This window comes from Streptomyces sp. NPDC000878, assembly GCF_053599695.1.
In genome coordinates, this window is the sequence record NZ_JBSFMT010000030.1 from 43728 (window position 1) to 57487 (window position 13760).

The 13760-nt window shown below is 69.5% G+C and carries 9 protein-coding genes and 1 pseudogene; 9 read left to right on the forward strand and 1 reads right to left on the reverse strand.

Annotated features, from left to right (window positions below):
* Positions 1-190 precede the first annotated feature (190 nt).
* A pseudogene (locus tag ACWDR4_RS25525) lies at positions 191-1178 on the reverse strand (chloride channel protein); the annotation flags it as partial.
* A 382-nt stretch (positions 1179-1560) separates the two neighbouring features.
* Here ACWDR4_RS25525 and ACWDR4_RS25530 point away from each other — a divergent pair.
* The 9 genes from ACWDR4_RS25530 to ACWDR4_RS25570 all read left to right on the forward strand — a co-directional run bounded on the left by ACWDR4_RS25530 (position 1561) and on the right by ACWDR4_RS25570 (position 13758).
* Positions 1561-3315 (forward strand): copper resistance CopC/CopD family protein, encoded by a 1755-nt coding sequence (locus ACWDR4_RS25530; protein WP_450412048.1) that lies wholly within the window; start codon positions 1561-1563, stop codon positions 3313-3315.
* 761 nt (positions 3316-4076) lie between these two features.
* Positions 4077-4166 carry a K(+)-transporting ATPase subunit F gene (gene kdpF, locus ACWDR4_RS25535; RefSeq protein WP_371658220.1) on the forward strand — a complete coding sequence of 30 codons (90 nt, stop codon included), beginning with the start codon at positions 4077-4079 and terminating at the stop codon, positions 4164-4166.
* A gap of 8 nt (positions 4167-4174) precedes the next feature.
* Positions 4175-5839: a potassium-transporting ATPase subunit KdpA gene (gene kdpA / locus ACWDR4_RS25540; RefSeq protein ID WP_450411956.1), complete on the forward strand. Its 1665-nt coding sequence runs from the start codon at positions 4175-4177 to the stop codon at positions 5837-5839.
* Complete coding sequence (gene kdpB, locus ACWDR4_RS25545) at positions 5836-7974, forward strand: potassium-transporting ATPase subunit KdpB (protein ID WP_450411957.1); 2139 nt, start codon at positions 5836-5838, stop codon at positions 7972-7974. Before kdpA ends, kdpB begins: the two co-directional genes overlap by 4 nt.
* A 5-nt stretch (positions 7975-7979) precedes the next feature.
* On the forward strand, positions 7980-8591 hold the full coding sequence (kdpC, locus tag ACWDR4_RS25550) for a potassium-transporting ATPase subunit KdpC (RefSeq protein WP_450411959.1): 612 nt from the start codon (positions 7980-7982) through the stop codon (positions 8589-8591).
* Positions 8592-8712: 121 nt separating this feature from the next.
* Positions 8713-9396, forward strand: coding sequence for a response regulator (locus ACWDR4_RS25555; protein ID WP_450411961.1), 684 nt, complete (start codon positions 8713-8715; stop codon positions 9394-9396).
* A 46-nt stretch (positions 9397-9442) separates the two neighbouring features.
* Positions 9443-11995 (forward strand): ATP-binding protein, encoded by a 2553-nt coding sequence (locus tag ACWDR4_RS25560; RefSeq protein WP_450411963.1) that lies wholly within the window; start codon positions 9443-9445, stop codon positions 11993-11995.
* A gap of 212 nt (positions 11996-12207) precedes the next feature.
* On the forward strand, positions 12208-12957 hold the full coding sequence (locus ACWDR4_RS25565; RefSeq protein WP_450411965.1) for a DUF4118 domain-containing protein: 750 nt from the start codon (positions 12208-12210) through the stop codon (positions 12955-12957).
* Positions 12958-13326: 369 nt separating this feature from the next.
* Entirely contained in the window at positions 13327-13758 is a 432-nt protein-coding gene (locus ACWDR4_RS25570; RefSeq protein WP_450411967.1) for an NfeD family protein, read from the forward strand.
* The last annotated feature ends 2 nt before the right edge of the window (positions 13759-13760 follow it).

A 13760-nucleotide genomic window follows, 5' to 3' on the forward strand; every position in this document is an offset into this window, starting at 1 on the left:
TGTTGAGTTCTTTGGCGCTGCTGGCGGGGCGAGCGTGCCGTCTTCCGCGAACACGTGGATCCAGACGGCGAGGGACGCATCTCCTCGTGCTTCGACGGCGAATTTCGTCGCGATGTTGTCCGACCGAGGCCGGGCAGGACGGATGCCGGCCCGGCCGACCGTACGTGCGTCCCTCGCGTGTGGTGCGTGACTACGCGGATGGCGCCGTATGTGCGGCACGCAGCGCGCTCTGGTGACTGAGCCAGCCGACTGGTCGGCCTTGCTTGCCGTCGAGTACGGGCACTCATACGGGCACTCCGTTACCGGCCGCCGAGAGCGGGACGTGGAGAGCCTCGGCGAGGGGCTGGTCCGCCGTCACGGGTGCGGGTGGCTCGGCGAGCTGCCCGACCCGGGCGGGCGCGGTTTCGGGTTGCCCTGCGAGGGCCTCGGCGACTGCCTGGGCACTGACGACGCCGACGTAGTGCCCGGCATCGTCCACCACGGGGAGCACGCCATGCCCGCACAGGCTCAGCAGGTGGGCTGCTTCGGGCAGCGCGATGGACGACGGCAGGAGCGAGGGGGAGGGGCTCCATGACGGCGCCGACGCGCTGGGTGCCGATCCGGGCCCCGGGGGCGGGACCGTCGAGGTCGACCCCGCGTCGGCGCAACTTGAGCGTGTAGATGTTGTCGCGCGACAGCAGGCGGCTGACTGTCGTTGCGGGCGCGATCGCCAGCATCAACGGGAGGATGACCGAGTACTCGCCGGTCAGCTCGAAGAGGATCACCGCGGCGGTGATCGGCGCGCGGGCCGCGCCCGCGAAGACGGCGCCCATGGCGACCAGCGCGTAGGCGCCCACCGCCCCGGCCGTGCCCGGCAACAGGTCATGTACGCCGATGCCGTACGCCGCTCCGAGCATCGCCCCGATGAACAGGCTGGGCGCGAAGACCCCGCCCGAGCCGCCGATACCGATCGTCAGGCTGGTCGCCACCATCTTGCCCACCAGCAACAGCAGCAGGAAGCCGATGACGTACCCGCCCTCGGTGGCCTTCTCCAGCACCGGATAGCCGACGCCGTACATCTCCGGCAGAACCAGGAGTACGAGGCCGAGTGCCAGTCCGCCGACCGCCGGGCGCAGCCACTCCGGCCCGCGCCAGACCCAGTCGCAGGCGTCCTCGACCAGGTACAGGAAGCGCGAGAAGGGGAAGGCGTGCCCCGGGTGCCCTGAAGTTTTTGCATGATGCAAAACTTTCGCGATGTGGTGAACGTGGCTGATGACGCTTCCGTACCCCCTTGAGAGCGTGGTGGTTCGGGGACCGGTAGCTGCGGGATGCCGAGCTGCTCGTGCTGGGCGGCGGCGTGCGGTGGCCACCGGCCGGGCCCCGGGCCTTCTCCGGTATCTGACCTGCCCGTGCGCTGTCCGCGCGGCCGGAGCACGGCCCCGAGGTCAGCACGGCGTCGGACACGTCGGCACGTGTCCGAACGCCTCCGAGATCCAAGAGCCGACCCGGAGACATGACGTGGAACGACGACAGGCGCAGCAGGGTCGGCGCGTGGGCAGGACACTGCTGGTGGTGGCCGCCATGCTGGCCGGTGTCCTGCTCGGCGGCGCGACACCGGCCTCGGCACACGCGGTGCTGACCGGCAGCGAACCGAGCGCGGGCATGGTGCTGAAGACAGCGCCGAAGTGGGTGACGGTCTCCTTCACCGAGTCCGTCGCCCTGGCCGAGGACTCGGTGCGCGTCCTCGACCCGAACAGCCGCCCGGTCACCGCGGGCGACCCCGAGCACGCGGACGGCAAGGCGGACACCGCGCGCGTGCCGCTGCCCGGCGACCTGCAGGAGGGCACGTACACCGTCTCCTGGCGAGTGCTGTCGGAGGACAGCCACGCCGTGTCCGGTGCCTTCACCTTCTCCGTCGGAGCGCCCTCGCAGACCCGCGCCGAGGTCGCTGCCGAGCCGGCCGTGGATCCCGCCGTCGACACCCTCTACGGCATCGGCCGCTACGTTGCCTACGGGGGCCTGGCCCTACTGATCGGCAGCGCCGTGTTCGTCCTGGTCTGCCGACCCGGGGCCACGGCCGTACGTGTGGTGCGCGGACCGCTTGCGGCCGGGTGGTGGGCGCTGGCGTTGTCGACGGTCGCGCTGCTGCTGATACGCGGGCCGTACGCGAGCGGGGACGGACCGGCCGGGGTGTTCGATCCGCGACTGCTGCGGAGCACGGTGGACAGCCGGCCGGGCATCGCGCTACTGGTCCGCCTGGCTCTGCTCCTGTTGGTGGCCCTGCTTCTCAGGCGCGGCCGGTCCGAGTGGAAAGCCGGACGTGACACGGTGGCGGCGGGCGTCGCACTCTGCCTCGGCCTTGCCGGGACCTGGGCGGCGGCCGAGCACGCTTCCGCGGGGATCCAGGTGCCTGTGGCGATGGTCTCCGCCGTGTTGCACCTGCTCGCCATGTCCGTGTGGCTCGGTGGGCTGACCGCGCTGCTGGTGGCGCTGTTCCGGGCACAGGCCGACGACCCGCTCCCGCCCGCCGCGGTGGCACGTTTCTCCCGGCTCGCGCTCGCCTCGGTGGCCGTGTTGGCAGCCACCGGTGTCTACCAGTCCTGGCGCGGACTCGGCTCCTGGGAGGCGTTCACCACCCCCTACGGGAGGACGCTCGCCCTGAAGATCGCGGCCGTGGCACTCATGCTGTTGGCGGCGTCGCACTCGCGGAACTGGACAAGAGGGCTCCTGCGGGTGCCCCAGGTGAAACCGGTACTGGTCGCCGTGGGCGTTGGTGACCCGAGCTCTCCGCCAGACCTCACGACGGAGCCTGCCGCTGGGTCCAGCACTGCCGAGCCCAGCCCGGAGGTCCAGCGGCGCGGCCTGCGCAGGTCCGTGCTGGCCGAGGTGGTGATCGGCGTCGTGGTGCTCGCGGTCACCACCGTGCTGACGGGCAGCCGGCCTGGGCGGGCCGCCGCCGAGTCCGCAGCGGCGTCCACGGCCGTCGGGCGGTCGAACGTAACCCTCGCGGTGGTCCCTTTCGACACGGGTGTCCCTGCGGGGAGCGGCAAGGTACAGGTCACGCTGGAACCGGGCCGGGTCGGCCGCAACGTGGTGGAGGCCGTGGTCTTCGGCGCCGACGGAAGCCTCATCGACATCCCCGAACTGCGTCTCACCTTCACCCAGTCCGCGCAGCGCGTCGGCCCGCTCGACGCGGAAATCGTCGACCAGCGAGGCTACTGGGGCAGCGACAGCCTCAATCTCCCGCTCGCCGGGATCTGGACGATGCGGGCCACGGTGCGCGTCTCCGACATCGACCAGGTCACTGTGTCCAAGACCGTGAAAATCACCCCATGAGATCCGGGTGGGGACCACAGCCCCGGAGCGAAGGCGGTCGCCGAGCCGCCAGCCACTGACTGGCACGTGCGCGAACGTTCGCGTGCCAGCCATCCGTGACAAGCGGGAAGCACGCCGGTCTGGAGCCGCTGCCTGATGCCTCGAACGCACCCCCACGGCGGTGGAACGAACCGTGCCGCGCGACGGGCGCTACTCACAGCGCGGTGTTCGCAGCGGTGGGCGTCGTGACGACGGTGCTGGGCCACGCCCTGATGCTTGGCGGCGTCCTGCCCCGGTGGCCGGTGGCCGGTGGGCGGTGGGCGTCACGGTCACCTGTACGGCTTCGGTCGTGTGGTGGCTGACTGGCCGGGAACGGGGGCAGCGACGGTAGGACGGTAGCTGGTGTCACGGCCGTCGGCATCGAGCGTCCCGGTGAGGACTTCACGTACGACACTGCCGACAGGATCGCCCAGAAGGGCGACGGCATCGTCGTCACCGGCAAGACCCAGGCGAGGCCGGGAAGCAACGGGCGGGCCGGTTGCCCCGGGTGGGTACCCGGTGCCGGGCGTATGGACCGCGTCAAGAGTGGGCGGGCCGCCGTAAGGGAGGCGTCAAGGGCCCCTGACATCGGTCGGCCGGGCGGGTTTCCTGAAGCGGTCCGAATCCTCACGGGATTTCCCGCCCCTCACTCAGGAGCTCACGATGGCCGACGTGGCCTTCGTCGTCACCACGATCGCGGTGTTCGCGCTGGTGGCTCTCGTCGCCAAGGGGGTGACGAAGCTGTGACCGCCGAGAACATCGCAGGGCTGGTCGTGGCCGTCGCCCTGCTGGGTTACCTCATCCTCGCCCTGATCTTCCCGGAGAGGTTCTGAGTACGCCCATGAGTCCCGTTCTTGCTGACGTGCTCCTGGTGATGGCGCTGATCGGCGCGCTCGCCCTGGCGCACCGCCCGCTCGGCGACTACATGGCCGCCGTCTACAGCTCCAAGAAGCACTTGCGTATTGAGAAGTGGATCTACCGCTCGGTGGGTGCCGACCCGGACGCGGAGATGCGCTGGCCGGCGTACCTGCGGGGGGTGCTGGCCTTCTCCGCGGTGGGCGTGATCTTCCTGTACGTGCTCCAGCGCGTCCAGGACAAGCTGCCGCTGTCGCTCGGCTTCAAGGCGATCACTCCGGACCAGGCGTTCAACACGGCCGTGTCGTTCGTGTCGAACACCAACTGGCAGTCGTACTCGGGCGAGGTGGCGATGAGCCACGTCACCCAGACCGCCGGGCTTGCCGTGCAGAACTTCGTGTCGGCTGCCGTCGGTATCGCTGTCGCCGTCGCGCTCGTGCGCGGTTTCGCCCGGTCCCGTACCGGCGACCTCGGCAACTTCTGGGCGGACCTGGTGCGCGGTGTCGTCCGCATCCTGCTGCCGCTCTCCCTGGTCGTGGCCGTGCTGCTGATCGCCGCCGGCGTCATCCAGAACTTCGGCGACATCCACACCATCACCACGCTGACCGGTGACAAGCAGGCCATCAGCCCGGGTGCGGTCGCCTCCCAGGAGGCCATCAAGGAGGTGGGGACGAACGGCGGCGGCTTCTTCAACGCCAACAGCGCCCATCCCTTCGAGAACCCGGGCGGCTTCACCAACCTGCTGGAGATCTTCCTTCTGCTGCTGATCCCGTTCTCGCTGCCGCGCACCTTCGGCAAGATGGTCGGCAACGTCAGGCAGGGCTACGCGATCGTCGCGGCCATGGGGATCATCTGGTTCCTCGGCGTGGTCGCGGTGACCTGGATCGAGTACGCCCACCCGGGCACCGCCTCGCAGCTCGCGGGCGGTTCGATGGAGGGCAAGGAACAGCGCTTCGGCGAGGGCCCGTCCTCCCTGTTCGCGGTGTCGACGACCATGACCTCGACGGGGTCGGTCAACTCCTTCCACGACTCCTACCAAGGGTTGTCCGGCGGTGTGCTGCTGCTCGGCATGATGCTGGGCGAGCTCGCGCCCGGCGGAGTGGGCTCCGGGCTGTACGGGATGCTGATTATGGCGATCATCGCGGTGTTCATCGCCGGTCTGATGGTCGGTCGTACGCCCGAGTACCTGGGCAAGAAGATCGGGACTCGTGAGATCAAGCTGGCGGCCTGCTACATCCTTGTCACTCCGGCCCTCGTGCTGGTCGGTACCGCTGTTGCCATGGCACTGCAGGACGGCCGGGAAGCCATGACCAACATCGGCGCGCACGGCTTCTCCGAGGTCCTCTACGCCTACACCTCCGCCTCCAACAACAACGGCTCCGCGTTCGCGGGCTTCGGTGCCAACACTCCGTTCTTCAACACGACGCTGGGCCTGTGCATGGCTCTGGGACGGTTCCTGCCGATGGTGTTCGTGCTCGCCCTGGCGGGCTCGCTGGCCGGGCAGAAGCCGGTCCCGGAGACAGCGGGCACGCTCCGCACGGAGAAGCCGCTGTTCACCGGCCTGCTGGTGGGCGCCATCATGATCATTACCGGTCTGACGTTCTTCCCTGCCCTCGCGCTGGGCCCGCTCGCCGAGGGGCTGGCGACATGACCACCGACATCAAGAAGCAAGAGGACGCGATGTCCACAGGCACACCCACCCGGGCGCCGCACCAGGACGCCCCGACCGGTCACAAGGAAGGCCGCGTCGGTGTCGGCCTCTTCGACCCCGAGCAGTTGGTGAAGTCCCTGCCGGACGCCTGCCGCAAGCTCGACCCGCGGGTGATGGTCAAGTCGCCCGTCATGTTCGTGGTGCTGGTCGGCTCGGTGGTCACCACCGTGCTGGCCGTCAGGACCCCGGGGGACTGGTTCGGCTGGACCATCACCGTGTGGCTGTGGCTGACCGTCGTCTTCGCCAACCTGGCGGAGGCGGTCGCCGAGGGCCGGGGCAAGGCGCAGGCCGACACCCTGCGCAAGGCCAAGACCGACACCGTCGCCCGCCGGCTCGTCAAGGACGGCACGGGGGAGGAGCAGGTACCCGGTACCGAACTACGGATCGGTGACCTGGTCGTGTGCGAGGCCGGCGACATCATTCCCGGCGACGGGGACGTCGTCGAGGGCGTCGCGTCCGTGGACGAGTCGGCCATCACCGGTGAGTCCGCGCCCGTCATCCGGGAGTCCGGTGGTGACCGGTCCGCAGTCACCGGCGGCACGAAGGTCCTCTCCGACCGGATCGTCATCAAGATCACGACGAAGCCCGGCGAGACCTTCATCGACCGCATGATCGCCCTGGTCGAGGGCGCGGCCCGGCAGAAGACGCCCAACGAGATCGCGCTGAACATCCTGCTCGCCTCGCTCACCATCGTCTTCCTCCTCGCGGTGGTCACGCTGAAGCCCTTCGCGATCTACGCGGGCGCGGACAAGCAGACCTCGATGATCGTGCTCACCGCGCTGCTGGTCTGCCTGATCCCGACCACCATCGGCGCACTGCTCTCCGCGATCGGTATCGCGGGCATGGACCGGCTGGTCCAGCGCAATGTGCTCGCCATGTCCGGGCGGGCCGTCGAGGCCGCCGGCGACGTGTCGACGCTCCTTCTCGACAAGACCGGCACCATCACCCTCGGCAACCGGCAGGCCGCCGAGTTCGTGCCGGTGGCGGGGACAACCGAGGCCGAGGTCGCGGACGCCGCCCAGCTGTCCTCACTGGCCGACGAGACACCCGAGGGCCGCTCCATCGTCGTCCTGGCGAAGCAGAAGTACGGGCTGCGCGAACGCCACCAGGGCGAGCTGGCGCATGCCGAGTGGATCACCTTCACCGCGCAGACCCGCATGTCAGGGGTGGAGGTCGACGGACGCAAGGTCCGCAAGGGCGCGGCCGGCTCGGTGATCGCCTGGGTGAAGGAACAGGGAGGTGCGGTGTCCGAGGACGCCGGCCCGCTCGCCGACCGCATCTCCGAAGCCGGCGGTACCCCGCTGCTCGTCGCCATCCAGGACGATCAGGGTGCCCGCGTCCTCGGTGTCATCCACCTCAAGGACGTCGTCAAGGAGGGCATGCGGGAGCGGTTCGACGAACTGCGCCGCATGGGAATCAAGACGATCATGATCACCGGCGACAACCCGCTGACCGCCAAGGCCATCGCCGAGGAGGCAGGCGTCGACGACTTCCTCGCCGAGGCCACCCCCGAGGACAAGATGGCCCTCATCAAACGGGAACAGGCGGGCGGCAAGCTCGTCGCGATGACCGGCGACGGCACGAACGACGCGCCCGCCCTCGCCCAGGCCGACGTCGGCGTGGCCATGAACACCGGAACCTCGGCCGCCAAAGAGGCCGGGAACATGGTCGACCTCGACTCGAACCCGACCAAGCTGATCGAGATCGTCGAGATCGGCAAGCAACTCCTCATCACCCGGGGCGCGTTGACGACGTTCTCCATCGCCAACGACGTCGCCAAGTACTTCGCGATCATCCCCGCGATGTTCGCGGTCGCCTACCCGTCGCTCGACAAGCTCAACATCATGGGTCTGGCGTCCCCGGAGTCGGCGATCCTGTCGGCCGTCGTCTTCAACGCGCTGATCATCATCGCGCTCGTACCGCTCGCCCTGCGCGGCGTGCGGTACCGGCCGATGAGCGCGGACAAGATGCTGCGCCGCAACCTCGCCGTCTACGGGCTGGGCGGCCTGATCGTCCCGTTCGTCGGCATCAAGCTCATCGACCTGCTCATCTCGCTGATCCCCGGGATCGGATGAAGGACATGAAGAACTCCGTAGTGAACACCGGGCGCATGGCATGGGCCGCACTGCGCATGCTGCTCGTCCTCACCGTCGTGACCGGCGTCGTCTACCCCCTTGTCGTCACCGGCATCGGGCAGGTCGCCTTCCACGACAAGGCCAACGGTTCGATGACCGAGGCCGACGGCAGGGTGGTCGGCTCGACGCTGATCGGACAGAGCTGGAACATCAAGGGCACCGCCAAACCGGACCCCAAGTGGTTCCAGGGCCGTCCGTCCAACAGCGGCTACGACCCGCTGGCCACCGGCTCCGGCCAGCTCGGCGCCGACGACCCGACGCTCGTCAAGAACGTCCGGGCGGCGAAGAAGCAGGTCGCCGAGTTCAACGACGTCCCCGAGTCCGCGGTACCCGTCGACGCGGTCACCGGCTCGGCCTCCGCCATCGACCCCGACATCTCCCCGGAGTACGCGGACATCCAGGCCAAGCGGGTCGCCGAGGCGAACGGACTGCCCCTCGCCCAGGTGGAGAAGCTGGTCAAGGCACACACCGAGGGCCGTACGCTCGGCTTCCTCGACCAGCCACGCGTCAACGTCCTCGAACTCAACATCGCGCTCAAGGAACTGGCCGAGAACTGAGGGCCGTGGCGGGAAGGGCTGCGACCGAGGGCTGACGGGGCGAGTGCCCTCGTCCCATAGGCCCCCGTTGCGGATCTTCCCGCCAGGACCCGTCCACCGAAGACAGGAAGGCCGCACGCCGATGACCCGGGTGCTGGTGGTGGAGGACGATCCACAGCTCGTACGAGCCCTTGTGATCAACATGCAGGCACGGCAGTACGGAGTGGACGCGGCGCCGGACGGCGCCACGGCCCTCCGGCTCGCCGCCGCCCGTCAGCCCGACGTGGTCGTGCTCGACCTGGGACTGCCCGACATGGACGGCGTCGAGGTGATCAAGGCGCTGCGCGGCTGGACACGGACCCCCATCCTGGTCCTTTCCGCCCGCCGCGCCGCCCAGGAGAAGGTGGCTGCCCTCGACGCGGGTGCCGACGACTACATCACCAAGCCGTTCAGCATGGACGAGCTGCTGGCTCGGCTGCGGGCGGCGGTCCGCCGCACCGAGGCCCTATCGCTGGCTCCCGGGACGAGCGTGGTGACGACCGACTGCTTCAGCATCGACCTGCTGGCCAAGAAGGCCACCCGCGACGGACGCGACATCCGCCTCACCCCCACGGAGTGGCACCTGCTGGAGATCCTGGTGACCAGTCCCGGCCGGCTGGTCACACAGAAGCACCTGCTCCAGGAGGTCTGGGGCCCCACCTACGGTGACAAGACCAACTACCTCCGGGTGTACATGGCCCAGCTCAGGCGCAAACTCGAAATGGACCCGGCCCACCCTCGCCACCTGGTCACCGAGCCGGGCATGGGCTACCGCTTCGAGACGTGACCCACCTGGCAACCCTTTCATCCCGCACGAGCGCAGAGACGAGACGATGGCACGCGGCAAGCTCCGGATCTACCTCGGCGCGGCACCGGGCGTCGGCAAGACCTACGCCATGCTCTCCGAGGCACACCGCCGCACCGAGCGTGGCACCGACTGCGTGGTCGCCTTCGTCGAGCACCACCACCGGCCGCGCACCGAGGTGATGCTGCACGGCCTGGAGGAGATCCCCCGCAAGGAGCTGGAGTACCGGGACACGGCATTCACGGAGATGGACGTCGACGCGGTGCTGACCCGGCAACCACAGGTGGCGCTGGTCGACGAACTCGCCCACACCAACATCCCCGGCTCGCGCAACACCAAGCGCTGGCAGGACGTCGAGGAACTGCTGGACGCGGGGATCGATGTCGTGTCGACTGTGAACATCCAGCATCTGGAGTCCCTGGGCGACGTCGTGGAGTCGATAACCGGCGTACGGCAGCAGGAGACGGTCCCGGACGAGATGGTGCGCCGGGCCGACCAGATAGAGCTGGTCGACATGTCGCCCCAGTCGCTGCGGCGGCGGATGGCGCACGGCAACATCTACAAGCCGGACAAGGTCGACGCGGCGCTGTCCAACTACTTCCGGCCCGGGAACCTGACCGCCCTGCGGGAACTGGCCCTGCTCTGGGTTGCCGACCGGGTCGACGAGTACCTGACCGAGTACCGCAGCGAGCACCGGGTCTCCAAGATCTGGGGCTCGCGCGAGCGCATCGTCGTCGGCCTGACCGGCGGGCCGGAAGGCCGCACGCTGATCCGCCGCGCCGCCCGCCTCGCGGAGAAGGGCGCCGGCGGCGAGGTCTTGGCCGTCTACATCGCCCGCAGCGACGGCCTCACGTCCGCCTCCCCGAAGGAACTCGCCGTCCAGCGCACCCTCGTTGAGGATCTCGGCGGTACTTTCCACCACGTCGTCGGCGACGACATACCGGCCGCGCTGCTGGCCTTCGCCCGCGGGGTGAACGCCACCCAGGTCGTGCTCGGTGTTTCCCGGCGCAAGGGCTGGCAGTACGTCTTCGGGCCCGGCGTAGGCGCCACCGTCGCCCGGGAATCCGGCCCCGACCTCGACGTTCACCTGATCACCCACGACGAGGCGGGCAAAGGCCGCGGGCTGCCGGTTGCCCGGGGCGCTCGGCTCGGCCGGGCGCGCATCGTCTGGGGCTGGCTGGTCGGCATGGGCGGCCCGGTGCTGCTCGCCCTGCTGCTGACCCACGTCGCCGCGGATCTCGGCCTCGCCAACGACATGCTGCTGTTCCTGTCGCTGACGGTGGCCGCGGCCCTGCTCGGCGGACTACTCCCGGCGCTGGCCTCGGCGACAGTCGGGTCGGCGCTCCTCAACTGGTTCTTCACGTCGCCCGTCCGCACCTGGACCATCGACGACCCCAAGAACATCGTCGCCATCGCCGTGTTCTTCGCGGTGGCCACCTCGGTCGCCTCCGTGGTCGACCTCGCCGCCCGGCGAACTCAGCAGGCGGCCCGGCTGCGCGCCGAGTCGGAGATCCTGTCCTTCCTCGCGGGCAGCGTGCTGCGCGGCGAGACGAGCCTGGAGGCGCTGCTCGAACGGGTCCGGGAGACCTTCGGCATGGAGTCGGTGGCCCTGCTGGAGCGCAAGAGCGATGTCGACCCGTGGACCTGCGCGGGCAGCGTGGGCCCCCGGCAGGTCGTGGACCGTCCGGAAGCCGCGGACGTGGACATGCCGGTCGGCGACCACATGGCGCTCGCCCTGTCCGGACGCGTCCTGCCGGCCGAGGACCGCCGGGTGCTCGCTGCCTTCGCCGCCCAGGCCGTCGTCGTCCTGGACCGCCAGCGCCTTCAGCACGAGGCCGACCAGGCCAAGGGCCTCGCCGAGGGCAACCGCATCCGCACCGCCCTGCTCGCCGCCGTCAGCCACGACCTGCGCACCCCCCTCGCCGGCATCAAGGCATCCGTCTCCTCCCTGCGCTCAGGCGACGTCGAGTGGTCCGAGGACGACCGGGCGGAGCTGCTGGCCGCGATCGAGGACGGCGCCGACCGCCTCGACCACCTCGTCGGCAACCTCCTTGACATGTCCCGCCTCCAGACCGGAACCCTCAACCCGCTCATCCGCGAGATCGACCTCGACGAAGTCGTCCCCCTGGCACTCGTCGGCATCCCCGACCCCGAGGCGGCCGTCGTCCTGGACATTCCCGAGACCCTGCCGATGGTCGCCGTCGACAAGGGACTGCTGGAGCGCTCCGTCGCCAACGTCGTCGAGAACGCGGTCAAGTACAGCCCTGACGGCCAGCCGGTGACGGTCTCCGCCAGCGCGCTCGCCGACCGTGTGGAGGTTCGGGTCGTCGACCGCGGCCCCGGCGTCCCCGACGAAGCCAAAGACCGGATCTTCGAGCCCTTCCAGCGCTACGGCGACGCTCCACGCGGAGCGGGCGTGGGGCTCGGGCTCGCGGTCGCGCGGGGCTTTGCCGAGGCCATGGGCGGCACCCTCACCGCCGAGGACACCCCGGGCGGCGGCCTCACCATGGTCCTCACCCTCCCGGCCGCCCCCGGTCATCCGCCGCCCCAGGCCGGCCTTCGGGCAACGGCCACGTCGTAGATCCGTGGACGGCGTTCTGCCCGGCACCGGGCGACGCGACGGACAAGCCGTACACCCCGGCACCTGGGGCGTCAGGAATGCGTCAAGGCCACGCGCGTTCCCGTGGCAGGGCGGGGCAACAGCGGGATCCTGAATCCTGCCGATGGTCGTACCGCGACCATCGACCCGCCGCCCCGGAAACGGGGCGCTCGATCACCCCAGTGAGGTGGACCATGCGCAGCACGTTCCGTGACCGGATCGCTCTGGCCGCCGCTCTGCTCGCTCCGCTCGTGGTCGCGGTCGCCCTGGTGCCGGTCCGTGCCCACATCTCGTCCGCGAATCTGGCGCTCGGCCTCGTCGTGGTCGTCGTGGCGGTCGCGGCCCTGGGCAGCCGGACCGCCGGAGTGGTGGCCGCGCTGTCCGCCGCGGCATGGTTCGACTTCTTCCTCACCCGCCCCTACCAGCGGTTCGTCATCTCCGACAGCGACGACGTCACCACCACGCTCCTGTTGCTCGCGGTGGGCGTGGCCGTCTCCCAACTGGCGGCCCACGCACGCAGACTGAAACTGGTCACTGTCACGGACGCGGCCCACCTGACGCGGATCCACGACACGGCGTCCCTGGTCCAGAGCGGGGCATCGCCTTACACGGTGGTGGACCAGGTGAGCCGACAACTCGTCGAAATCCTGGGGCTGCGTGGCTGCCGCTTCGAGCACGGAACACTGCTCGGACGGCCCCCACACCTCGAACAGGACGGCTCGGTGACCGTCGGGGGAGCCTACCGTGACCTGGAGAAGGACGGCTGGCCCGGCGAGGAGATCGAACTGCGCGCCTCGGTCGGTGGCCGCTATCTCGGCCGGTTCATGCTGCTGCCCGAGCCCGGCACCGTCCCACCGCCCTTGCAAACGCGTCTGGTCGCCGTGAGCCTGGCCGACCAGGTGGGTGCGGCGCTGGACACGGCGGGACCGGCACTCGACCGCTGACCTGGAAGCCCCGGCCCGCGACAGGGCCCGGACTGCCGACCGGCGCTCCCGGCATTCGTTTCTGCGTCAGGCGGCACCAGAACGAACGGGTGAGGCGGTGATGATACCGAGCAGGCACGCCGGTCCGTGCACTGCTCGAAAGCCCGCAGCCTCGACTCCGGCGAGAAACTGCTGGAGCGGTTACGCGAACCCCACAGGTAAAATTGCCGTAAAGGTGTGAATTTGTTTGCTCGATGTGCATATTGCAGAAGTACACCACCGGTCGTTCGGCAGGTTTCCTTTTCCCAGGGGTATCGCGGCTGTCTCGTATCGAGGTGCAATGGTGGGACTCAGGCCCTTCGCGCCCGCACCGGTCAGAAGAGGCACGCAATGGATCCATGGCTGATCTGGTTGATCGTCGCAGGAGTGTTGGCTGTGGCGGAAATCTTCACCCTTACTGCTGCGCTCGGACTGCTGAGTGCGGCCGCGTTGGTCACGGCGGGGTCCGCCGCGGCCGGACTGCCACCGCCCCTGCAGTTCTTTGTGTTCACCATCGTTTCCACAGTCACCGTGTTGTTCGTGCGCCCCGTTGCGCTGCGCCACGTGCTCCGGCCCCAGGTGGAGCGATTCGGTGTGGACGCGCTGGTCGGCAAGGCAGCCTACGTCGTCTCGGAGGTGACGGGCCTGGGCGGCAGGGTCCGTATCGACGGGGAGGAGTGGACGGCCCGCGCCTACGACGAGACGCTGGTGATTCCACCTGGAAAGACCGTCGACGTCATGGAGATCAGCGGCGCCACCGCGATCGTCTACCCCCGGGACTGAAG